The sequence below is a fragment of the Novosphingopyxis baekryungensis DSM 16222 genome (assembly GCF_000420305.1).
Lineage (GTDB): Bacteria > Pseudomonadota > Alphaproteobacteria > Sphingomonadales > Sphingomonadaceae > Novosphingopyxis > Novosphingopyxis baekryungensis.
The window spans coordinates 38,665-61,750 of record NZ_ATUR01000006.1; the positions used below are offsets into that span (position 1 = coordinate 38,665).

The following is a 23,086-nucleotide window of genomic DNA, read 5'->3' on the forward strand; positions in this document are numbered from 1 at the left end:
TTTTCATGCGCGCCACATGATGCCGGTTCTCCATCATGGCCCTTGACCTCGCCAACGCTTCGCCTAGCCCGAAATTATGAGCGGAGCGTTTTCCACCGTCCTTATCGGCATTGTTCTCGGCGCATGGCTGCTGGCCGGTGCATGGGCGCTGTGGTCCGGCCTGACGTTGCGCCGCAAGGCAGAGGCAAGCTTGCGCCAGACTGCGCGGCTTGGCCGGCTGATCGAAACTGCGCCCGCCATTCCGCTGATCGTCCGGCTCGACGGCAAGGTCGATGCGCCCGATCGGTTGCTGGGCTGGCTCGGTATCCAAGGTGAGATCAACCATCTGTCCGACCTGTCGAGCGAGGCGGATGGCAGCGGATTTGCCGCAGCCGATGTGGATCTGTTGATCGAGCAGGTGAGGCTTGCGCAGCGCACCGGCAAATCGTTCGAGCGTAGTTTTGCCGTGCAAGGCAGCGACCGTGCCCTGGCCATCCATGGCGGGCTGGCCGACAGCCAGATTTACCCCAATGGCGCGGCGCTGCTATGGTTTTTCGATCGCTCCGAACCCTTCAGCAAGCATGCAAAACTGGCGGATGAGGCCGATGCGGCGCGGGCCGCCTTTGCTGCCCTGTCCGGATTGATCGAGGCGGCGCCCTTGCCGATGTGGCACCGCGCGCCGGATGGGGCGCTGATGCTGGTCAATCGGGCCTATGTTGCTGCGGTAGCGGGGCGTTCCGCGCAAGAGGTGGTCGAACGCGGTACCGAACTGGTGGAGCCGGTGGAGGGCCGCTCCGCGCTTTCATTTGCGCAGGAAGCGGCGGACAAACGGGAGACACTGGAACGGGAAGTCACCGTGACGATCGACGGCGATCGCCGCAATATGCTGGTGGTCGACGTGCCCCTCGGCGAAACGGGCGTGGCGGGCTATGCGATCGAAATGCAGGAACTGGCCGACACCCGCGCCAGACATCGCCGGTTCGTGGCGGCGCAGCGCGACCTGCTGGATGCGATGTCTTCCGGCGTCATCCAGTTCGATGCCGATCATCATGCGACCTTTGCCAATCTTCCCTTCCGGCGAATGTTCACCGTGGAGGAAAGCTGGCTGGCCGAACAGCCCGATTTCTCTCGCGTGCTGGACCGTATGCGCGATGCCCAGCGCTTGCCGGAGGTGCGCGACTTCGGCGCATGGCGGACCGAGCGCCAGCAATGGTTTCGCGCGCCCGAGCCGGTCGAGGAAAACTGGTTGCTGGCCGACGGCACCCATCTGCGCGTCATCGCCCAGCCGACGCCGGACGGCGGGCTGCTGCTGATTTTCGAGGACCGGACCGAGCAGGCCCGGCTCGCCAGCTCGCGGGATACCTTGTTGCGGGTGCGCACCGCCACGCTCAACAATCTGTTCGAAGGCATCGCCGTGTTCGCATCGGATGGTTGTCTGAACCTGTGGAATGAGCGGTTTGCCGAAATCTGGAAGGCTGACGACAAGGCGCTGGCCGGCCATCCCCATATCGACAAGCTGATCACCGCCATCGCCCGTCAACTGGACGATCCCGCCAAGGCCGCGATCATGCGCGAGACCGTGCGCGCGGCGACGGAGAAACGCGCGCGGCGCGACGGCGAGATGCGCTTTGCCGATGGCCGCCATTTCCGCTTTTCCACCATGCCGCTGCCGGACGGCAACGCGCTGTTTTCCATGCTCGATGTGTCGGACAGCCAGCGTATCGAGCGGGCGCTGCGCGAACGCAATGAGGCCCTGACCGAGGCCGACGCCATCAAGGGCCGTTTCCTGTCGAACATGAGCTATGAATTTCGCACGCCGCTGACATCCATTCAGGGATTTGCCGAGATGCTGGCGGCCGGCATGGCCGGTGAACTGGAGGCGCAGGCGCGCGATTATGTCGACGCGATCCTCCAGTCGGTCGAGCGCCTGTCCGGGCAGATCAACACCGTGCTCGATCTCAGCCAGGGCGAGGCCGGTGCGCTCCCGATCGACCGTCAGGCGCTGAAGCTGGCCGATCTGCTGAGCAAGCTGGCGGCGGATTATCGCGGTGCGGCCAAGCAGCAGGACATCGATCTCAGGCTGGACATACGCGGCAGCGCCGGCACCATCTTGGCCGACTCCAGGCGCGTTCGGCAGGCGCTGGATCATGTGCTTGGAAATGCGCTGTCCTATGCCGGGGCGGGCGCCGCCGTGCTGATTTTTGCGGATGGCACGAGGGACGCGGCGCGCATCGTGGTTTCCGACAACGGCCCCGGCATGGATGGAAAAGCGCAGGCGCGCGCGCTCAACCGGCTGGAAAGTGCGAAGGACGACCTATCCGGGCAGGGAGGACTGGGGCTGCCTTTCGCACGCCAGTTGATCGAAGCCCATGACGGTACGCTCGAACTGATCTCCCAGCTGGGCGAGGGAACCATGGTCACCATCGGACTGCCGCGATCATGACCGGGCCAGTGACCATGAGCATCGCGAGCGTTGCCGATATGCTGACGTTCGGTCGTCAGCTGGCTGCGCAGATCCGGCGCGGGGACATGATCGCCCTCAGCGGCAATCTTGGCTCAGGCAAGACCGTGCTGGCGCGCGGCGTGCTGGAGGGTCTCGGCCACCAAGGGGAAGTTTCCAGCCCCAGTTACGCGCTGGTGCATCCCTATGACCCCCCCCATGTCCGTCTTCCGATATCTCATGTCGATCTCTATCGTCTCGACGATCCGGCGGCCCTCATCGAACTTGGTCTGGACGAGGCGCGGACCTATGGCGCGCTGATGGTCGAATGGCCGGAGCGCGGGGGACCGGGATTTGTTGCCGATGCGCTGCATATCACCATCGAACCGGAGGGACCGGACGCACGGCGGTTGACAGTGGCCGTGCCGCGTAGTTGGGAAACCCGATGGCCACCCAGATGACACCACCGCCCGGCGCGCCCGCCTTTCTCAACGCCGCAGGGTGGACCGATGCGCGGATCGAGCCGCTGGCCGGTGATGCCAGCTTTCGCCGCTACTTCCGTGTGGAAGATGTCGATGGCAATCGCGGCGTCCTGATGGATGCGCCGCCACCGCATGAGGACCCGGCACCGTTCGTCCAGATCGCCGGATATCTGGTGCAGCATGGGTTTCGTGCGCCCGAGGTCATCGCTAGCGATCTGGAGCGCGGCCTGGTGCTGCTGGAAGACCTAGGCAACCGGCGCATGCGCGAGCATCTGGCCTATCATCCTGAAGAGGAAGAGGCGGTCTATACGCAGGCGATCGACGAGCTTCTGAAACTGCGCGCTCTGCCAGCGGCCGATGTGCCGGACTATTCGGTGGAAAAATATGTCGAGGAAGCCAATTTGCTGCCGGAATGGTTCGCGCCGGCTGCGCGGCTACGGGTCGATCAACCGGCCTATGAAGCGCTGTGGAAAGAACTGCTGACGCCCGTGGTGGCCGCGCAGAAAAAACCGGTGACGGTGCTGCGCGATTATCATGCCGAGAACATCATGCTGATCGGAGAGGATCGCTTGGGTCTTCTCGATTTTCAGGACGCGCTGGCGGGCCATCCGGCCTATGATCTGGTCTCGCTGCTTCAGGACGCGCGCCGCGACGTGCCCGAAGCGCTGGAGGCCGAAATGCTGGGCCGCTATCTCGCTGAAACGGGCGAGGGCGAAGACTTCCGCACCCATTATGCGCTGCTGGGCGCGCAGCGAAACGCCAAGATCATCGGCATTTTTACACGCCTGTGGCGGCGCGACGGCAAACCGCGTTATCTGAGCTTTCTGCCGCGCATGTGGAAGCTGCTGGAACGGGATCTGGCGCATCCCGCGCTCGCGCCCATGAAACAGTGGTTCGATGACAATGTGCCCGAGGACCGCCGCGCCGAACTCGTCACAGCCAGTTCGGAGTTCTGATATGGCGCAGGTGACCGGTGCGATGGTGATGGCCGCCGGGCTCGGCAAGCGGATGCGCCCGCTGACGGCGAGCAGCCCCAAACCGCTGGTGCGCGTGGCGGGTGCGCCGCTGATCGATCACACCCTGCAGCATCTTGCCAGGGTGGGCGTGCGCGATGTGGTGGTGAATGTGCATTATCTGGCGGACGCGCTGGAAGGCCATGTTTCCAACGCCCCGTTCGGCATGAACTATGTGGTGTCTGACGAGCGCGAAAAGCTGCTGGAAACCGGTGGCGGGCTGGTCAAGGCGCTCCCGAAGATCGCGTCCGATCCCTTCTACTGCGTCAATAGCGACAATATGTGGGTGGATGGCCCCACCCCGGCCCTGACGCAACTGGCCGAGCAATGGGACGACAAGCGCATGGACGCGCTGCTGTTGCTCGTGCCCCATGCCCGTGCCCACCATCATGGTGGTATGGGCGATTTCCATCTGGACGGGCAGGGCCGCGTCACCCGCCGCATGGAGCGCAAGGTTGCGCCCTATATCTTCACCGGTATCCAGCTCATGGCCAAGCGCCTGATCGAAGGGCAGGATAGCGAGGCGTTCAGCACCAATCGCTTCTGGAACAGGGCGATCGATGCCGGGCGCCTCTATGGCGTGATGTTCGATGGCGAATGGTTCGATATCGGCACGCCCGCCGCGATCAAGCCCACGGAGCAATGGTTCGCTCATGGATAAGCCATTCGTGAACAGACTGGCACATGGGTAGCAGGGCCAAGCCCGCCATCTACACGATCCCCGCGCATCGTGGCTTTGCCGATGCGCTTGCCGCCGGGATGCTGGACCGGTTTGCCGACGGCGATCGCGGCCTGTCCGGCGGGATGATCCTGATCCCCAACAATCGTGCCGCGCGGGCGATATCGGATGCCTTCGTGCGCCGCGCCGCGCCGGGCCTGTTGCTGCCCCGCATGGTGCCGATCGGCGATCTCGATCTGGGCGAGGCGCTGGGTCTGGCGCTGGACCCGGTCGGCGCCGATGTACCGCCAGCCATAGATCCGCTCACCCGCCGCCTTGCGGTCGCCCGCATCGTACAGCGGCGGATGAAAGTGGATGGCGCCGGCGTGAGCGCGCCCGAGGCTTTGCGTCTGGCCGATCAATTTGCGCGCGCGCTCGATCAGCTGATCATAGAACGCAAGCATGTGGATGCGCTGGGGCAACTCAGCCTGGCCGAGGAACTGGCCGATCATTATCAGCGCTCGCTCGCGCTGTTCAGCGCGGTGGCGCAGGACTGGTCCGCACATTTGCGCAGCATCGGACGGATCGATGTTGCAGAGCGCCGCAACCAGCTGATCGACGGCGTGGCGGCACGGTGGGGCAAGACGCCGCCGGCGGGGTTCGTCGTGGCGGCAGGGATCACCACCGCCGCACCCGCCATTGCCTTGCTGCAACGCGTGGTAGCCGAACTGCCCAAAGGCCAGGTGGTCCTGCCTGATCTGGACATCGCCATGCCGGAGGATGAGTGGAGCGAAATTGGCCCGCATGCGCCCAGAGACGACGGTGGCCCGGTGCAGCCAGCACTGGAAACGCATCCGCAATTCCATCTGAAACTTCTGCTGGATCGCATGGGGATCGCGCGCGGCGAAGTCATGCGCTGGGTGCGATCGGGCGAGAGCGATGCGCCTGCGCGCCGCGCCCATGCGATCAGCAACGCTTTTGCGCCGCCGGACGCGACGGGCAAATGGCAGGATCTGCCTAGCGAACGGCGCAGCCTGGCTGGCGTGCGCGTGCTGGAAGCGCCGGACAGCGCGGCGGAGTCGCAGGCCATTGCCATCCTGATCCGCGAAGCGCTGGAGCAACCGGGCAAGCGTGCCGCACTCGCCACGCCAGACCGTGAGCTGGCGCGGCGCGTATCGGCCCATTTGCGGCGCTGGGGGATCGAGGCGGACGACAGCGCCGGACGTCCGTTGAGCGACGTGCCCGTCGGGACCTTCATGCTGGCACTGGCAGAAGCGGCGGCGCAGAATTTTGCGCCGGTGGCGCTGCTCAGCCTGCTCAAGCATCCGCTTGTGCGCAGCGGCGATCAGGAAGACCGTCTGGCCTGGCTCAATCAGGTTCGTTCGCTGGACCTGCTTTTGCGCGGGCCACGGTCTGCCGGCGGCCTGGCCGGTGTGGCGGACCGGATTGCCCGGCGGATCGCCGACGACGCTGGCCGTGAGCCCCATATCAGCCGCTGGACCAAGCTGCAGGACTGGTGGACCGATGTCCTGCCGATATTGGCACCGATGCAGCAGGCGGCCCGCTCCGCGCCCGCGGCTCTGTACGTGCTGAGAACGGCAGCCGAAGCCTTGACGGGCGACCGGATCTGGCGCGGGCGCGAGGGGCGCATGCTGGCCGACCTCTGGGCCGATTTGTCCGCGCGGGCGGCAGATGGCCCCACGCTGGCTGAGGCGGAGGAACTGCCCGACTGGCTGGAAGCGCTGATGGCCGATATTTCGGTGCGTCCGGCCTATGGCGGTCACCCGCGCGTGGCCATTTACGGCCTGCTGGAGGCACGTTTGCAGCAGGCCGATCTGGTGATCTGCGGCGGTCTGAACGAGGGCACCTGGCCCATGCTGCCGCAACCCGACCCATGGCTTGCGCCGCGTATCCGGCGGGAACTCGGCTTGCCGGCCCTGGAACGGTCGATCGGTCTTGCCGCGCATGATCTGGCGGGCATGATGGGCGCGCCCGAAGTCGTGCTGAGCCGGGCCAGGCGTGATCGCAGCGGACCGGGGGTGGCCTCACGTTTCCTGCTGCGGCTGCAAGCCATGGCCGGCACCAATTTGCGGCAGGATGACCGTGCGCTTGCGCTGGCGGCGATGATCGACGCGCCGGGTGAACCAACGCCCGCCGAGCGCCCCGAGCCGCGACCAACGGCCGCGCAGCGCAAGGTGGCGCTGAATATCACCGATCTGGACCGGTTGAAGGCGGACCCCTTTGCTTTCTATGCGTCGCGCATTCTTGGCTTGCGGGCGCTCGATCCCGTCGATGCCGATCCGACGCCCGCATGGCGCGGCACGAAGGTGCATGAGATTCTCGAAGAATGGGCAAAGCAGGATCAGCGCGATCCGGCCAAGCTGCATGAACGCGCGCAGGCCTTGCTGGACAATCAGGGCGCACACCCGCTGATGCGCGCCCTTTGGGAACCGCGGCTGCTGCAGGCGATCGACTGGATCGCCGAAGAAACGCGGCGGCTGGAGCGCGAGCAGGGCCGCAGCATCGCCATCATCGAGGAGCGCGGCACCATCGATTTTGCCGGCGTCACCCTGAAAGGCCGTGTGGACCGCATCGATCGCTGCGCCGATGGATCGCTGGTGATCGTGGATTACAAGACCGGCAAGCCGCCCGGCAAGGCGCAGGTGCGCGCGGGCTATGCGCTGCAACTTGGGCTGACGGGGCTGATCGTCGAACATGGCGGCGTCGACGGTCTCTCGGGCACTGCCGGCGGTTTCGAATATTGGTCACTCGCCAAGGCCGTCAGCGGTCCGCGCAAGGGCGAGCTTGGCTATATCGACACGCCGGTCGGCGGGCGCGGCGACGATGCGATCGCGGCGGACGATTTCGTGGCCCATGCCGCGCACCATGTGCGCGAGGCCATCGAGATGTGGCTGCTTGGCGATGCGCCCTTCACGGCGATGCTGCATCCGGAATATTCGCCCTATGGGGACTATGACCATCTGATGCGTCTGGACGAATGGTATGGGCGCGGCGCGGCATGACGGTCGGCGCGCTTCATCCGCTCCACGGCAGCCAGAAGGACGCGGTTGCGCCCGATCGCGACATCTGGCTCAGCGCATCGGCGGGCACCGGCAAGACCCAGGTGCTCACCGCGCGGGTGTTCCGGCTCCTGATCGACGGCAGCGCGCCGGAGAATTTGCTGTGCCTGACCTTTACGAAGGCCGGCGCGGCGGAAATGGCCAACCGCATCAATGCCCGGCTTGCCGCCTGGGTGCGGATGAAGCCGGACTTGCTGGCCAAGGATTTAATGGCGATCGGCGCGCCTTTCGGCCCGGAGGATCAGGCCCGGGCGCGGCGGCTGTTTGCCAAGGTGCTGGACGCGCCCGGCGGGGGGCTGCGCATCCAGACGATCCACAGCTTCTGCCAGACCCTGCTGACGGCATTTCCCGCCGAGGCCGGCCTGGTGCCGGGCTTCACGCCGCTGGAGGAGCGCGATCAGATGCAGCTCCGGCGCGAGGTGCTGGCCGATCTGGTGAGCGAAGCCACGTCGGACGGGCGCAGTTGGCTGATCGAGGCGCTGCAGCAGCTCAGCCTCAGACTTGGAGAGCAGGGGGCGGAGAGCTTTCTCATCCGCTGTGCCGCCGCGCCGGACGCCATGGCGCTGGTGCCCGGCTCGGTAGAAGGCGCCGCGGTCTTTGCCCGCCGCATTGCCGGTGTGGAGATCGATGGCGATCCTGAAGAGTGGCTGGCCAGCCAATGCAGCGATAGTGCGATAGATCTGGCCGTGCTGCGCAGCGTTCGTGCTCATAATGCCGAATGGAAAGCCGCTACCGGCACAGCGAATGTCGACAAGATCGACCGCTGGCTGGCTCTGCCTGCGGAGCAGAGGGCGGCCGCACTGGACGAGATCGACAGCGTTTGGGCCACCAAGGCGGGGGAACTTAGCAAACGCGCACCGAAAACGGATGGCTATGCACAAGCAGCGCAAAAGATGCTGGACTGGGCGGCGCATCTCAAAGCGCAGCTTGGCCTTGCGCGGTTCGCGGCGATGTACGCCGCGGCCCTATCTGCAGGCCGCGCCTATGCCGAAGCCTATGCGCTGGCCAAGCGCCGCAGAGCGGTCGTCGATTTCGACGATCTGATCCGCCGCGCCGCAGCCCTGCTTGGCCAGCCAGGCATTGGAGACTGGATCCGGTTCAAACTCGATTCGCGGATCGACCATGTTCTGGTGGACGAAGCGCAGGATACCAACCGTGCGCAGTGGGACATTATCGAAGCGGTCACCGAGGACTTTTTCACGGGTCTCGGCGCGCGATCGGGGCGCACGCGCACGCTGTTTACCGTGGGCGATTTCAAACAGGCGATCTTCGGCTTTCAGGGCACCGATCCCGAACAATATCGTGCGGCGCGTGAACGGCTTCATCAGCGGATCGAAGCGGCGTTCGCCGATCCCGAACTGGACGGGGTGGAGCCGCGCGCCCTGACCCGTCTGGACCTCGATACCTCCTTCCGATCGACCGAACCGATCCTGAAACTTGTCGATGCGCTGGTGACGGAACGCCAGCATGGGGCCTTCGGACTTGAGCAGCCGGTGGCGCCGCATGTGGGCGTGAAACCTGATGTGGGGGAGGTGCTGCTGCTTCAGCCTGTTCGCCCTGTCGATGAGTCGGCCTCGGACGAGGATGAGGAAAGCTGGCTGGCGGAAGAAAAGCTGAACTATGCCAGGAAACTGGCGCGGCAGATCAAGGACTGGTTGGCAGAAAAGCGCGTTCTGGCCACCACGGGCAAGCCGCTGACACCGGGCGATATCATGATCCTCGTCCGGCGCCGGTCCGAGCTGGCATCGCTGCTGGTGGCCCGGCTGTATGCAGAAGGCGTGCCGGTGGCCGGCGTAGACCGGTTGCGGCTCGGCCAACCGCTGGCGGTGAAGGATCTGCTCGCGGCCATTCGCTTTTCCGTGCAGCCGGAGGACGACCTCAATCTGGCCGAATTGCTGGTCTCCCCGCTGATCGGATGGACACAGGACCAGTTGCTGGCCGCCGCCTATCGCACGGGAGAGGCGCGGGGCCGGGCCTTGTGGCGGCATCTGCGCGAACAGCCGCAGCTTGCCGAGGCGATCGAGCCGCTGCGCGATTTGCTGGCGCGCGCCGAATTCGGCACGCCGCATGCTTTTCTGGAGACCATATTGTCCGGCGATCTGCAGGGGCGGCGCAGACTGGTGGCCCGGCTTGGCCATGAAGCGCTCGATCCGATCGGGGAACTGGTCAATGCCGCCTTCCTGTTCGAGCAGAATCATCACGCATCGCTGCAGGGCTTTCTCGACTGGTTCGACCGCGGCGATGTCGACGTGAAGCGGGAGCAGGCCGGGGCCTCGGGCGAGGTGCGGGTGATGACCGTACATGGCTCCAAGGGCTTGCAGGCTCCGCTGGTTATTCTGGCAGACACCACCGCCGATCCTACCCGAACGCCGGATCGCAGTTTCGATCTGGCGATGAAAGACGATGACGGGCTGCGCACCGGCGTCGACATTCCGGTGCTGGCGTTGCGCAAGGAAGAGCGGGCCGGGCGCCTAGCCGAGGCTGCCAAGCTGGCCGAGGACCGCGATCTGGAAGAGCATTGGCGCCTGCTATATGTTGCGCTTACCCGCGCCGAGGAGCGCCTCGTGCTGGCCGGATCCCTCGGCATCCGCGCGAAAGAAGCGCCTGAGCATAGCTGGTACGCCGCGCTGGACCGGGCGATGGATGCCATGGGCTGCGCATGGGAAGAGCATCCCGAATGGGGCGCGCTGCGGCGCTTTGCGGGCAGCGGTACGGCGAAGGCAAAACCTGCCGACCGGGGCGAAGCTCTGCCGCCAACCGCCGCGCCGGACTGGCTGCATGCGCCTGCGCCGGTCGAGAGCCGCCCACCGCGGCCATTGGCTCCGTCGAGCGGCGGCGAGGACGATGCCCTTTCCGCGCCGCCCGATCCGGCGATGCGTGCCGCAGCCGAGCGCGGGCGCCTGCTGCATGGCCTGTTCGAACATCTGCCGGATGCGCAGGTGGAGCGCCGCCATGAACTGGGATCTGCTTGGCTTGCCCGCCGCGCGCCGGACATGGACGCGGATCGACGCGCCGAGATGGTGGCGCAGGCCATGCGCGTTATCTCCAATCCGCGCTGGACTGCGCTGTTCGCGCCGGATGCTCTAGCCGAAGCGCCGATTGCTGCGGTCGTCGGCGAGACGGTGATCGCTGGCACCGTGGACCGTCTGTTGATCGGCGCGAATGAAATACTGGTCGTGGATTTCAAGACCGGCGCGCATGTCCCGCCCGATTCCGCAGCCGTTCCGATTGCCTATCAACGGCAGATGGCCCGATATGTCGCGGCGCTTGGGAGCATCTTCCCCGGCCGCCCCGTCCGCGCGGGCCTGCTCTATTCCTATGGCCCGACGCTCATCGAACTGAGTGCGGAACAGCTGGCCGCGAACAGTCCGGCTTGATCGCCCCAAAGCAATGGTTTCGCGTCCGAAACTTGCGCGCCGCTTCGCGCGTTTCTACCTCGAACCAAGCAGATAAGGAGTTTGATATCATGGCGACCAAAGCAGTGGGCGATGACAGTTTCGAAGCAGATGTATTGAAGGCGGACGGCCCGGTACTGGTCGATTTCTGGGCCGAATGGTGCGGCCCATGCAAGATGATCGGTCCGTCGCTCGAGGAGCTGAGCGAGGAAATGGGCGGCGTCAGCATCGTCAAGCTGAACATCGACGACCACCCGGATACCCCTGGCAAATATGGCGTTCGCGGTATTCCGACCATGATCCTGTTCAAGGACGGACAGCCAGTGGAAACCAAGGTTGGCGCGGCGCCCAAGGCGCAGATCAAGAGCTGGCTCGAAGCCTCGCTCTGATCTTGGCTAGCCGGTCTAGCCTATAGACCTTAAAGCAATGCGGCGGCCGCTGCGTCCCATAAAACGGGCGTGGCGGCCGCAAGCATGCCGGACATCTCGGTCTGGTCGGGACGATAGGGCGTGCCATCGAAACGCGCGATTTTGCCGCCCGCTTCGCTCAGAAACAACGCTCCCGCCGCGTGGTCCCAGGGTAAGGACCGGCGATAGATCGTCACGTCATGCTTACCGGTCACCAGTAGCGGATATTGCTCTGCGGCGCACATTGGCGGCGGCACGACATCATAATGCGCCGCGCCAGCCGCATCGACACGTTGGCGCTCCGAGGCATCCATGAAGCTGGTATATAGCGCGGCAACGGGACGAGCCTGTCCGCTACCTTTCGACGTGACCGGCACATCGTTGATCCAGGCGCCTCGACCGCGAGACGCATGGCACAGCCGCTTGGTCACCGGATCATAGATCCAGCCCGCTTCGGTCTCGCCGCCGCGTACCAGCGCGATCAAGATGCCAAACGGGGATTGGCCGCGCGCAAAATTGCCGGTGCCGTCGATCGGATCGATTACCCAGCATAGCGGCGCATGTATGCGCTGCATTACCGATGGGTCGGCGGCGGTGGCCTCTTCTCCCAGGATCGCGGCTTCGGGCAGCAGCTCACCGAGCTTGGTCGTCAGGAAGCGCTCGCTTTCCTTGTCGGCGACGGTGACCAGATCGTTCGGCGCCTTTTCCTCGATCTGCCCGGCGGACAGGTTCTGGAAATGCTTGAGAATGACGGTCTCGCTACAGGCCCGCATAATCGCCGAGACCGGTTCATACAGGTTGTGCATCAGCTTCGATAATCCGCGTTGATCGTGATATATCCATGGGTGAGATCGCAGGTCCAGACCGTGGCGCTGCCATCGCCGATGCCGATATCGACGCCGATATCGATCTCCTGACCCTTCAGATGCTCGGCGACGGGTGTCTCGTCATAGCCGCGCACAACCTCGCCTTTGGCCGCCACTTCGGTGGCCCCGAAGCGGATGGAGAGCAGATCGCGTTCGGCAGGTTCGCCCGCCTTGCCGACCGCCATGACCACGCGGCCCCAATTGGCATCTTCGCCCGCAATGGCCGTTTTCACCAGCGGCGAATTGGCGATCGACAGGCCGATGATGCGGGCGCTTTCATCGCTCTGCGCCCCGGTCACGCTGATCTCGATGAATTTCTGCGCGCCTTCGCCATCGCGTACCACCTGATGGGCGAGGCTACGGCAGACATCCTCCAGCGCGGCGTAAAAGGCATCCGCGCCGTCATCGTCCCAGTCAGTCAGTGGAGCGTCGCCAGCCAAGCCAGTCGCGAAGGCGAGCACGGTGTCGCTGGTCGAGGTGTCGCCGTCCACGGTGATGGCGTTGAAGCTGCGCGCCGTGGCCTTTTCCAGCATTTTCTGCAGGAAGAGATGGTCCACGGCGGCGTCGGTGAAGACATAGCCCAGCATGGTGGCCATGTCGGGCGCGATCATGCCCGATCCCTTGACGATGCCCGCCAGCTGCACCGTTCTGCCGCAAACGACGGCCGAGGCGGCAGCGCCTTTGGCGAACGTATCGGTGGTACCGATCGCGAGCGCGGCATCTTCCCAGCCGCAGGGATCGGCGGCGAACACCTGTTTCAGCCCGGCCTCTGCCTTGTCGATCGGCAGCGGCACGCCGATGACGCCGGTGGAGCTGACGAACACGTCCGATGGCTGACAATCCAGATGATGCGCGACATGCGCGATGATGGTCTCCACCGCCTGCCGCCCGCTCAGGCCAGTAAAGGCATTGCTGTTGCCCGCATTCACGATGAGCGCACGGGCCCGGCCGAGCACGGCGGTCTCCTTGCCCCATTGCACCTCGTAGGACGGGCATTTGCTTTTGGTGAACACACCGGCGACCGCCGTGCCATCGGCCAGTTCGGCATAGGTCATGTCGAACCGTTGCCGCCGCGTATACCCGGCCCGCGCCGTGCGCAGCGTGACGCCATCGATGGCGGGCAGGTCGGGAAAATGAGACGGGGCGAGGGGAGAGCGGTTGAGCGACACGGCCAGTTGCCTTTCGGTCGGTTTTTGGTAGGAGACAGTCAGGAATGTTCCGCGCGGGTCTATTGATGAAATTCACCTTTGCAAGTCTGATGCTGCTACTGGTGCACGCCGTGATGGGCGTGCCGCTGGCGGCCCAGAGCGTGCGTGACAGCGGCCTCGCGGAAGTCGAGTCGTCCGCCGGACGTCCGGATGCGTTCGTTTCCGCCACGGCGGCTATCGCAAAACCGGGCGCGACCCAGCGCTGCGCGTTCCTGGCTGAGACCAGCATGCTGGTGGTGGCCAGGGCGCCATCGGTCCAGCTGTCCTGTGCAGCCGACATGTCCGATCTGCCGCTCCACTGGGGCACGGGCGATCGGCACGCATGGGATGAGGGCAAGCCCTAAAGGCTGCTGTCCGCGACGGCCATTATTGCGCCGCGCACCATCTTTTCCCATATTTTTCAAGCGGCTCGGCTGAACGTCTGAGCCCGTCCATTCAGTCAATCGGATATCATTATGCTCGGCGCCATTGCCAAATCGCTCTTCGGTTCGTCCAACGAACGTTACGTCAAATCCATCTACAAGATCGTCGACAAGGTAAACGGGTTCGAGCCCGAACTCATGCAGTTGACCGATGAGGAGCTGCAGGCACAGACGCCGAAGTTCCGCAGCCGCTTGGAAGCTGGCGAGACGCTGGAGGACATTCTGCCCGAAGCCTTTGCCACGGTGCGCGAGGCGTCCAAGCGCGTGCTGGGCATGCGGCATTTCGATGTGCAGCTGGTCGGCGGCGTGGTGCTGCATCGCGGTGAGATTGCCGAGATGCGCACCGGCGAGGGCAAGACCCTGGTCGCCACGCTGGCGGTGTATCTCAATGCGCTGGAAGGCAAGGGCGTGCACGTCGTCACCGTGAACGACTATCTGGCACGGCGCGATCTGGAGTGGATGGGCCAGCTCTACGGCTTCCTCGGCCTGACCTATGGCACCATCATTCCCGATCTCGATCAGGCCGCGCGCCGCGCCGCCTATCATGCCGATATCACCTATGCGACGAACAACGAGCTGGGCTTCGATTATCTGCGCGACAATATGAAATATAGCCGCGACGACATGGTCCAGCGGCCGTTCAATTTCGCCATCGTCGATGAAGTGGATTCGATCCTGATCGATGAGGCGCGCACGCCGCTGATCATTTCCGGCCCGACCGACGACCGGTCCGAACTCTATTCGTCGATCAACGGCATCATCCCGCAGCTGGCTGAAGATGATTACGAGAAGGACGAAAAATCCAAGCGCGTGCTGCTGACCGAAGACGGGACGGAGAAAATCGAGCGGATGCTGGAAGAGGCCGGGCTGCTCGAAGGCTCCAACCTCTATGATTTTGAAAACACGCTGGTGGTTCATCATGTCGAGAACGCGATGCGCGCGCATCTGATGTTCAAGCGCGACACGGACTATATCGTGAAGGACGGCAAGATCGTCATCATCGATGAGTTCACCGGCCGCATGATGGACGGTCGCCGCTGGTCCGATGGCCTGCATCAGGCGGTCGAGGCCAAGGAAGGCGTCGACATCAAGCCTGAAAACCAGACGATGGCGACCATCACCTTCCAGAACTATTTCCGCATGTATCCCAAGCTTGCCGGCATGACCGGCACGGCGGCAACGGAAGCGGGCGAATTCTACGAAATCTACAAGCTCAACGTCGCGGAAATGCCGACCAACCTGCCGGTCCAGCGGATCGACGAGGACGACCAATTCTACAAGAACATCGCCGATAAATTCGCCGCCATCGCCGTGGCGATCAAGGAGAAGAACGAGATCGGCCAGCCAGTGCTGGTGGGCACGGTGTCGATCGAGAAGTCCGAGCTTCTTTCGGAATATCTCAATCGCGAGGGCGTGGCGCATAACATCCTGAATGCGCGCATGCACGAAAGCGAAGCGCATATCGTGGCGCAGGCGGGACGTCTGGGCGCGGTGACGATCGCCACCAACATGGCTGGACGCGGCACCGACATTCAGCTTGGCGGCAATCTGGAATTTCGGATCGAAGAGGAACTGGCCGATCTGCAAGAAGGCCCGGCGCGCGACGAGGCGATAGCCCGCATCAAGGAAGAGATAGCAGCCGAAAAGGCGAAGGTGCTGGAAGCCGGCGGCCTGTTCGTGCTGGGCACGGAAAGGCATGAAAGCCGCCGCATCGACAACCAGCTGCGCGGCCGTTCGGGCCGTCAGGGCGATCCGGGCCTTAGCCGCTTCTATCTGTGCCTGGAGGACGATCTGCTGCGCATCTTCGGCAGCGAATCGCTGTTTGCGCGCATGATGAATTCCAGCCTGGAAGATGGTGAAGCGATCGGCGGCAAATGGCTCAGCAAAGCGATCGAGACGGCGCAGAAGAAGGTGGAGGCGCGCAATTACGAGGCGCGCAAGCAGGTTGTGGAATATGACAACGTCATGAACGACCAGCGCAAGGTGATTTACGAGCAGCGCGCGGACGTGATGGATGCCGATGCGGTTGACGATGTGATCGAGGATATGCGGCTCGATTCGATCCATGCGATTGTGGATGAACATTGTCCTGCCGGTACCTATCCTGAGCAGTGGGATGTTGCCGGACTGAAAGAGAAATCGGCCGATCTGGTGGGCGAAGAGCCGCCTATCGATATGTGGCTCGAAGAAGACGCGATCGAGCCGGAAGTCTTGGCCACCCGGTTGAGCGATATGGTCGCGCAGAAGATTCAGACGAAGGCGCAGAATATTGAGCCGAGCATGTGGCACGACGTGGAGAAGAGCATTCTGCTCCAGTCGCTCGATCATCATTGGAAGGAGCATCTATCGACCCTGGATGCGCTGCGCCAGGTGGTCTTCTTGCGCGCCTATGCTCAGAAAACTCCGCTAAACGAATATAAGCAGGAAAGCTTCGCGCTCTTCCAGCGGATGCTCGATCAAATTCGCGAAGATGTGACCAAGACGCTGGCGACCAGCGAATTCGGCGCGCGTCCGGCGATCAATTTCGCCGAACTGCCGGACCTGCCCGATTTTCTCACGACCCATATCGATCCACTGACCGGAGAAGATGACACCAACGATCAGGATGCCGGCACACGCGGCATGATCGACACGCTGCCGCCGCGGCAGGTGGGGGAAGCGGATATGGAAGCGTTGGAAAACAACCCGAATATCAGCCGGAACGCACCATGCCCCTGTGGATCGGGCCGGAAATACAAGCATTGCCACGGTCAGGTTTGACCGCAAATGCCGCCGTCTGACGAGCTGTTGGACGGCGGCATAATTTATTGGTCACACAGCACTTGCCATCTCTGAAAATCCGCTGCTATAGGCGCGGTCTGCACAGGGCGATGCCCTAGCATGTTCCCCGGTAGCTCAGCGGTAGAGCATCCGACTGTTAATCGGACGGCCGATGGTTCGAATCCGTCCCGGGGAGCCACTTTCCAAATCTGCGATCTTTGCTAGGATGGCGCCGGTAAGGAGGCTTTGCATGCAGGTTACGCGATTGGCGCTAGGCGAAACGGCTGTCGAACAGCAGGCGCGCGTCCGGATCATAGCATATACGGATCAGCATTTTGGCTGGAGCTGCGAGCTGTTGCGCGGGCTTCTGTGGATTACTGCCCGTGACCGCGGCGAATATCGCAGTTCGGGCGCTGCCGAGCATGCCGCGCTGGCCTGGGCGGAAGCACAGGGCGCCGTCTCCGCCATTGTCGAGATGACCGGTGCCGAACGCTCCTATGATATCGACCATTCTGGCCGCAGCGATGCGATGAGCCAGGAAGAAGGCATTGCGGTCGACATTCCGATCATCGGCGATCCTTCGCCTATAAAACAGCCCCCGCGCATTTGAAGCCGGTGCTACCGCAAGAGGTCAGGTCGCGAACTGTTCCATCGCGATCCGCTCGTCCAGCGCATGTTCGGGATCGAAAAGCAGCGTAAGCTGACGGCTCCGGTCGATCTCGATATCGACCTGGATGATGTCCCTGATTTCCCGTTGATCGGCAACGGCAGACACAGGCCGCTTGTCCGGGTTCAAGATACGAAAACTGATGCGGCTACGGTCCGGCAGGATTGCACCTTTCCATCGGCGCGGGCGAAACGGGCTAATCGGCGTCAGCGCCAGCATGGCCGATCCAAGCGGCAATATGGGGCCATTGGCGGACATATTATATGCGGTGGACCCGGCCGGTGTGGCGACCAGAACGCCGTCGCACACCATTTCGTGAATCGTGACGCGGCCATCGATCTGTACTTCGATCTTCGCCGTTTGGCGGGTTTCGCGGAGCAACGAGACTTCGTTGATCGCAGGCAGCACGCGCGTCTCGCCAGCGGCGGTCATCACGGTCATGCGGAGCGGCGCGACACTGAAACTCTTGGCCTTGGCCAACCGATCGGACAAACCGTCGGTCCGCCAGCTGTTGAGCAGAAAGCCGATGGTGCCGCGATTCATGCCGAAGACCGGCTTGATTCGTCCGCCTTCCAGCATCTGGTGCAAGGTTTGTAGCATGAAGCCGTCGCCGCCGAGGACCACGACCTGTTCAGCATCCTCCAGGGGCGCAAATTCGTAGCGCCCGAGCAATTCCTGCTGCGCCTCACGCGCCTGACGCGTGGGGGAGGCGAGAAGAGCCGTGGATCCTATCATGCCGGAAACGCGACAGTGGCTGGGATGCGGTGGAGAAAAAATGAGAAGATATTAAGGGTCGTTTGCATAGGAAGAGGTGCTAAGCGGCCAGACGAGGTGGGGCAAGGGCGGAAAGGCGCGATGGAAGAACGGCGTGAACGCCCTGTATCGAGGCATGCGGAGCGCGACTGGATCACCGGTCTCGCCACCGGCAAGGCTGCGCGCGAGCGGCTTATGGAAGGGGCGCTGCCTTGCGCCGTGTTGGCGATTGGGCTGGCCGGCTTCCGGCATGTCAATGTGGCCCATGGTCGCGAAGGCGGGGACCGCGCGCTCATGGATGTTGGTGAACGCATCCAGAGGGTACTGCGTCTTGCCGACATGGATCACCCCTTTGTCGCCCGCAGCGGCGGGGCCGAGTTTGTGATTATGCTGCAGGATCAGGCCAGCGCCGCGCATGCTCCTGTGCTTGCGCAACAACTGATTGCAGAGCTCAACCGACCGATCGAATATGAAACGAGGGGGATGCACCTCAGCCCGCGTATCGGCATTGCTCAGACGCGTTCGGGCGAGATGCCGGAGCAGCTCATGCGACGTGTACGCATGGCGCTGGAAGAAGCCATGCAAGGCGATACGCGCACGATTGTGCAGTCCGAAGCGGGACGCCTGGATGAGGCGCTGCTGGACGAAACATTGGGCCGTCATTTGCGGCACGCGATCGATCGCAATGAAATCGCGATCCTGCTTCAGCCGCAATTTGCCCTGAACGATGGACGCATGACCGGGGCGGAAGCTCTGGCGCGTTGGGATCATCCGCAATTTGGCACCTTTGGCGGCGAAGCGCTGTTTGCGGCAGCCGCCCGCAGCAATTTTGTGCTGCCATTGTCACGCTATATCCAGCGGCAGGCCATTGCCATGGCAGCGCAATGGCCGTCGGCGCTTGGCCATATTCGTCTTTCCATCAACGTGACGGCGCAGGACATGGCCAGCCCGGATATGGCCGACATGCTGCTCGACATGGTCAAACAAAGCGGCTTCCGTCCGGAATGCCTGACGGTCGAGATTACCGAAAGCGCCCTGATTGCGGAGCTGGGAGCGGCCAGCAAGCAATTCCAGACATTGCGCGAGCATGGCCTCAAGATTGCGCTCGATGACTTTGGGACGGGCTATAGCTCGCTGGCCTATTTGAGCGCGCTGCCGCTTGATTATCTGAAGCTGGACAAGTCATTGACCAGTGACCTGCAGGGATCTCCACGGGACAGGATCGTGGTGCGCGCCGTCATCGCCATGGCCAAGGCGCTCGATCTGGAGGTTATTGCCGAAGGCATAGAAACCGAAGCCCAGCGCCAGCTGATCGAACGGGAAGGCTGCGATTACTGGCAGGGCTTTCTCAACGCTGGCGCCTTGGGCGAGGACGCTTTCGCGCAATATGTCGAGGATCAGCAGGCCGCGCGCGCCGACTGATCCTCTGCTGATATTATCCTTTGCCCTGCGCCAGCTTGGCCAAGCCGCGCGACAGCTGGAGCGCGCCGTTCAGGCGGCTCTTCGGATCGCGCCATACGCGGTTGATCACCAGCTTGCTGTCCGGCCGCAGCTTCGCGACCTCGCCCAACCGCTCGACATATCGCATCAATGCCGGAACATCGGGCGGGCTGTCATTGTGGAAACTGACCAGGGCCCCGCGTGGTCCAATTTCGATCTTGGAGACGCAGGCCTTCAGCGCGTTCAGCTTCACTCGCATCAGCGTCAGCAGATTTTCCGTGGCATCCGGCAGATCGCCGAACCGGTCGATCAGCTCAGCGGCAAAACCCTCGATCTCGCTGGACTGGTCGATCTCGTTGATTCGGCGGTAAAGCCCCATGCGCAGGCTGAGGTCGGGCACATAGAAATCCGGGATGGAGATCGGCGCATCGACGGTAATCTGCGGCGAGAACTTCTCCGTCGGTGCATCGATCCCCATGTCGCCCGCCTTGGCCGCGAGAATCGCCTCCTCGAGCATCGACTGATACAGCTCGAAGCCGACTTCCTTGATATGGCCGGACTGCTCGTCCCCGACGAGATTGCCTGCCCCGCGGATATCCAGATCGTGGCTGGCAAGTTGAAATCCGGCGCCAAGACTGTCCAGATCGGACAGCACCTTGAGCCGTTTTTCCGCCGTCTCCGTGAGGACCCGGCCTTCGGGCGTGGTGAGATAGGCATAAGCGCGCGTCTTGGAGCGTCCCACCCGGCCGCGCAGCTGATAAAGCTGCGCCAGACCGAAACGGTCGGCCCGATGGATGATCAGCGTATTGGCGCTGGGGATATCCAGGCCGCTTTCGACAATCGTGGTCGAAAGCAGCACGTCGTAGCGTTTGTCGTAAAAGGCGGTCATCCGCTCTTCCACGTCACCGGCGGACATCTGACCGTGCGCCACGACCGATTTTACCTCCGGCACGTCGGTGAGCAGGAATTCCTCGATTTCCGTGAGATCGGCAATCCGCGGCACCACGAAGAAACTTTGGCCGCCGCGATAATGCTCGCGCAGCAAAGCCTCGCGCATCACGATGGGATCCCAGGGCATGACATAGGTGCGCACGGCCAGACGATCGACGGGCGGCGTCTGGATCACCGACAGTTCCCGCAGACCGGACATGGCCATCTGCAGCGTACGCGGAATGGGGGTAGCGGTGAGGGTGAGCATGTGCACGTCGGTCTTGAGCGCCTTCAGGCGCTCCTTGTGCGTGACGCCAAAGCGCTGCTCCTCATCGACGATGACCAGCCCCAGCCGATCGAAATCGACCGACTTGGCCAGGATCGCGTGCGTACCGATCACGATGTCGACCGTGCCAGCTTTCAGTCCCTCACGGGTCTTGGTTGCCTCGCCCGAAGGGACCAGGCGCGACAGGCGACCGACTTCCAGCGGGAAGCCGCGAAAACGCTCGACGAAATTCGTATAATGCTGGCGCGCGAGCAGGGTGGTCGGGGCGACAATGGCCACTTGCATGCCGCTCATGGCGGCCACGAATGCCGCGCGCATTGCCACTTCGGTCTTGCCGAACCCGACATCGCCGCAGACCAGCCGGTCCATCGGCCTGCCGGACTGCAGATCCTGGATCACCTCGGAGATAACCCGGTCCTGATCGTCTGTTTCCTCATAAGGGAAGCGGTCGACGAAGCTGGCATAGCTGTTGTCATCGACATCGGCGACTTCGCCGGCTCTCATGGCGCGAAGGGCTGCGGTTTTCATCAGCTCGCCCGCAATTTCGCGGATGCGCTCCTTCATCTTGGCCTTGCGGCGCTGCCAGGCTTCTCCGCCCAGCCGGTCCAGCGAAGCGCCTTCATGGTCCGAGCCGTAGCGGCTCAGCACATCGATATTCTCGACCGGTACGAACAGCTTGTCGCCGCCGGCATAGGTCAGCGCCACGCAATCATGCGCGCTCTTGCCGACATCGATTTGCGTCAGGCCTTCATAGCGGCCAATGCCATGATCGGCGTGGACGATGAGATCGCCCACCGACAGCGCCTGGATTTCCGCCAGGAATGCGTCGGCGCTCTTGCGCTTCTTGCGGCGGCGCACGAGCCGGTCGCCCAGCAAATCCTGCTCGGTGATGACGGCCACGTCGGGCGCGGTAAAACCGGTGTCGAGGGGCAGGATGGCCAGCGCGGCGGTGCCGTTCGCCGCCGTGCCCAATGCCTCCTGCCAGCTTTTTGCTGCCTTGGCCTTTTTCAGCCCATGGTCACCCATCAGGCCGCTCATCCGCTCCCGCGCGCCGCGCGAATAGCTGGCGACGATGACGCGCTTGCCGTCCTTGCGCAGGCTGTCGATATGCTTGACTGCCGCCTCATAGACATTGGCGCTTTGTGCGCGTTCGGGCGCAAAGTCGCGCGCGCCGGACACGCCGAAATCGAGCACATGGTTGCTTTCTGGCTCGGCGAACCCGCTGATCTGATGGACCGGCTGATCTCGCTGCGCGTCGGCCCACTGATCCGGTGTCAGATAAAGCGCATCGGCAGGCAATGGCCGGTAGCTTCCGGCCTCGCTGGACTGCGCGCGTTCCCGGTTCTGCTGATAATCGGCAATCGATTCGAAACGCGATTCCGCAGCGGACGGCACACCGGCATCGGCCAGGATCAGATCCTGCGGCTGCAGATGCTCGAACAATGGCACCAGCCGTTCTTCCAGCATGGGCAGCCAATGATCCATGCCGGCCAGCCGCCGCCCCTCGCTGATCGCCTGATACAGCGGATCGCCCGTAGCGGTCGCCCCGAAGCGCTCCCGATAGCGGCTGCGGAAACGCTTGATCGAGGCCTCATCCAGCAAAGCTTCGGCAGCGGGCAGCAGATCGAAATGATCGACCCGTCCGACCGAGCGCTGATCCGCCGGATCGAATTCGCGAACGGACTCGATCTCGTCACCAAAGAAATCGAGGCGCAGGGCCAGTTCGCGGCCAGACGGAAAGAGATCCACGATGGAGCCGCGGACGGCATATTCCCCGGCATCGGCCACAGTCTCGTTGCGTTCATAGCCATTGGCGGTGAGCAGGGCGGACAGTTTCTCCCGCGCGATGACCGTGCCCGGTTGCAAGCGCGCACCCAGTTCGCGCAGGCGGAAAGGGCTGAGCGTACGCTGCGTCACCGCATTGGCGGTTGTCACCAAAAGCTGCGACGCGGCGGACTTGGCCTGCAGGGCGGCCAATGTCGCCATACGGCGCGACGTGACGGCCAGGGAAGGAGACGCCCGGTCATAAGGCAGGCAGTCCCAGGCCGGGTACTCCAGCACTTCCAGCTCGGGCACGAAATATTGCGCGGTCTCGGCCACCGTGCGCATTTCCGCATCATCGGGCGCGATATAGACTGCGCGGCCGGTGGACGCGCGTGCCAGATCGGCCAGCAGCCACGGCAGAAAGCCGGTTGGAACGGAGCTGAGGGTGAGCGGCCTGTCGGCCTTAATTATTCTGGACAGGTCAGGCATCGGGACTTGGTCAAACTCCGGTCGCCTCCGCACATGCCGATAAGCGA

At 63.5% G+C, this 23,086-nt stretch carries 15 protein-coding genes and 1 tRNA gene; 12 read left to right on the forward strand and 4 right to left on the reverse strand.

The features are described 5' to 3' along the window. Positions 1-76: 76 nt before the first annotated feature. From G410_RS0110830 to trxA, 7 genes are all read left to right on the forward strand, one after another. Positions 77-2,422: a sensor histidine kinase gene (locus tag G410_RS0110830; RefSeq protein WP_022673679.1), complete on the forward strand. Its 2,346-nt coding sequence runs from the start codon at positions 77-79 to the stop codon at positions 2,420-2,422. Between the two features lie 14 nt (positions 2,423-2,436). Continuing rightward, positions 2,437-2,880 carry a tRNA (adenosine(37)-N6)-threonylcarbamoyltransferase complex ATPase subunit type 1 TsaE gene (gene tsaE / locus G410_RS0110835; protein ID WP_156851934.1) on the forward strand — a complete coding sequence of 148 codons (444 nt, stop codon included), beginning with the start codon at positions 2,437-2,439 and terminating at the stop codon, positions 2,878-2,880. Continuing rightward, positions 2,877-3,857: an aminoglycoside phosphotransferase family protein gene (locus G410_RS0110840; RefSeq protein WP_028971361.1), complete on the forward strand. Its 981-nt coding sequence runs from the start codon at positions 2,877-2,879 to the stop codon at positions 3,855-3,857. The genes tsaE and G410_RS0110840 overlap by 4 nt, the downstream gene beginning before the upstream one ends. Position 3,858: 1 nt before the next feature. Continuing rightward, positions 3,859-4,575 (forward strand): nucleotidyltransferase family protein, encoded by a 717-nt coding sequence (locus G410_RS0110845; protein WP_022673682.1) that lies wholly within the window; start codon positions 3,859-3,861, stop codon positions 4,573-4,575. 23 nt (positions 4,576-4,598) lie between these two features. Continuing rightward, positions 4,599-7,595: a double-strand break repair protein AddB gene (addB, locus tag G410_RS0110850; RefSeq protein WP_022673683.1), complete on the forward strand. Its 2,997-nt coding sequence runs from the start codon at positions 4,599-4,601 to the stop codon at positions 7,593-7,595. After that, on the forward strand, positions 7,571-11,029 hold the full coding sequence (gene addA, locus G410_RS0110855) for a double-strand break repair helicase AddA (protein ID WP_022673684.1): 3,459 nt from the start codon (positions 7,571-7,573) through the stop codon (positions 11,027-11,029). The genes addB and addA overlap by 25 nt, the downstream gene beginning before the upstream one ends. 89 nt (positions 11,030-11,118) lie before the next feature. Next, on the forward strand, positions 11,119-11,436 hold the full coding sequence (trxA, locus tag G410_RS0110860; protein WP_022673685.1) for a thioredoxin: 318 nt from the start codon (positions 11,119-11,121) through the stop codon (positions 11,434-11,436). Between the two features lie 29 nt (positions 11,437-11,465). Here trxA and G410_RS0110865 read toward each other — a convergent pair whose 3' ends face one another. Both G410_RS0110865 and argJ read right to left on the reverse strand, forming a co-directional pair. Next, positions 11,466-12,260 carry an inositol monophosphatase family protein gene (locus G410_RS0110865; protein WP_022673686.1) on the reverse strand — a complete coding sequence of 265 codons (795 nt, stop codon included), beginning with the start codon at positions 12,258-12,260 and terminating at the stop codon, positions 11,466-11,468. Next, entirely contained in the window at positions 12,260-13,489 is a 1,230-nt protein-coding gene (argJ, locus tag G410_RS0110870) for a bifunctional glutamate N-acetyltransferase/amino-acid acetyltransferase ArgJ (protein WP_022673687.1), read from the reverse strand. Before argJ ends, G410_RS0110865 begins: the two co-directional genes overlap by 1 nt. 65 nt (positions 13,490-13,554) lie before the next feature. Here argJ and G410_RS0110875 point away from each other — a divergent pair, with 65 nt between their 5' ends. The 4 genes from G410_RS0110875 (at position 13,555) to G410_RS0110890 (ending at position 17,320) form a co-directional block, all read left to right on the forward strand. After that, positions 13,555-13,872, forward strand: a complete 318-nt coding sequence (locus G410_RS0110875) for a hypothetical protein (protein ID WP_211215017.1) — start codon at positions 13,555-13,557, stop codon at positions 13,870-13,872. A gap of 111 nt (positions 13,873-13,983) precedes the next feature. Next, entirely contained in the window at positions 13,984-16,710 is a 2,727-nt protein-coding gene (gene secA / locus G410_RS0110880; RefSeq protein WP_022673689.1) for a preprotein translocase subunit SecA, read from the forward strand. 124 nt (positions 16,711-16,834) lie between these two features. Next, positions 16,835-16,909 (forward strand) — tRNA-Asn (locus tag G410_RS0110885). A 51-nt stretch (positions 16,910-16,960) separates the two neighbouring features. Then, positions 16,961-17,320, forward strand: a complete 360-nt coding sequence (locus G410_RS0110890; RefSeq protein WP_022673690.1) for a hypothetical protein — start codon at positions 16,961-16,963, stop codon at positions 17,318-17,320. A gap of 21 nt (positions 17,321-17,341) precedes the next feature. On the opposite strand, the gene G410_RS0110895 is transcribed toward G410_RS0110890, so the two are convergent. Beyond that, positions 17,342-18,112, reverse strand: a complete 771-nt coding sequence (locus G410_RS0110895; protein ID WP_022673691.1) for an NAD kinase — start codon at positions 18,110-18,112, stop codon at positions 17,342-17,344. Between the two features lie 120 nt (positions 18,113-18,232). On the opposite strand from G410_RS0110895, the gene G410_RS16410 reads away from it, so the two are divergent. Continuing rightward, positions 18,233-19,552, forward strand: coding sequence for a putative bifunctional diguanylate cyclase/phosphodiesterase (locus tag G410_RS16410; RefSeq protein ID WP_022673692.1), 1,320 nt, complete (start codon positions 18,233-18,235; stop codon positions 19,550-19,552). A 13-nt stretch (positions 19,553-19,565) separates the two neighbouring features. Here G410_RS16410 and mfd read toward each other — a convergent pair whose 3' ends face one another. Then, positions 19,566-23,039 carry a transcription-repair coupling factor gene (gene mfd / locus G410_RS0110905; RefSeq protein WP_022673693.1) on the reverse strand — a complete coding sequence of 1,158 codons (3,474 nt, stop codon included), beginning with the start codon at positions 23,037-23,039 and terminating at the stop codon, positions 19,566-19,568. Positions 23,040-23,086: the final 47 nt, after the last annotated feature.

Coding starts and splice junctions, on each gene's coding strand:
- addA (WP_022673684.1), top strand. CDS start 7,571: ATGGTATGGGCGCGGCGCGGCATGACGGTCGGCGCGCTTCATCCGCTC.
- G410_RS0110865 (WP_022673686.1), bottom strand. CDS start 12,260: ATGCACAACCTGTATGAACCGGTCTCGGCGATTATGCGGGCCTGTAGC.
- G410_RS0110875 (WP_211215017.1), top strand. CDS start 13,555: ATGAAATTCACCTTTGCAAGTCTGATGCTGCTACTGGTGCACGCCGTG.
- G410_RS0110830 (WP_022673679.1), top strand. CDS start 77: ATGAGCGGAGCGTTTTCCACCGTCCTTATCGGCATTGTTCTCGGCGCA.
- G410_RS16410 (WP_022673692.1), top strand. CDS start 18,233: ATGGAAGAACGGCGTGAACGCCCTGTATCGAGGCATGCGGAGCGCGAC.
- secA (WP_022673689.1), top strand. CDS start 13,984: ATGCTCGGCGCCATTGCCAAATCGCTCTTCGGTTCGTCCAACGAACGT.
- G410_RS0110840 (WP_028971361.1), top strand. CDS start 2,877: ATGACACCACCGCCCGGCGCGCCCGCCTTTCTCAACGCCGCAGGGTGG.
- G410_RS0110845 (WP_022673682.1), top strand. CDS start 3,859: ATGGCGCAGGTGACCGGTGCGATGGTGATGGCCGCCGGGCTCGGCAAG.
- G410_RS0110890 (WP_022673690.1), top strand. CDS start 16,961: ATGCAGGTTACGCGATTGGCGCTAGGCGAAACGGCTGTCGAACAGCAG.
- trxA (WP_022673685.1), top strand. CDS start 11,119: ATGGCGACCAAAGCAGTGGGCGATGACAGTTTCGAAGCAGATGTATTG.
- addB (WP_022673683.1), top strand. CDS start 4,599: ATGGGTAGCAGGGCCAAGCCCGCCATCTACACGATCCCCGCGCATCGT.
- tsaE (WP_156851934.1), top strand. CDS start 2,437: ATGAGCATCGCGAGCGTTGCCGATATGCTGACGTTCGGTCGTCAGCTG.
- G410_RS0110895 (WP_022673691.1), bottom strand. CDS start 18,112: ATGATAGGATCCACGGCTCTTCTCGCCTCCCCCACGCGTCAGGCGCGT.
- mfd (WP_022673693.1), bottom strand. CDS start 23,039: ATGCCTGACCTGTCCAGAATAATTAAGGCCGACAGGCCGCTCACCCTC.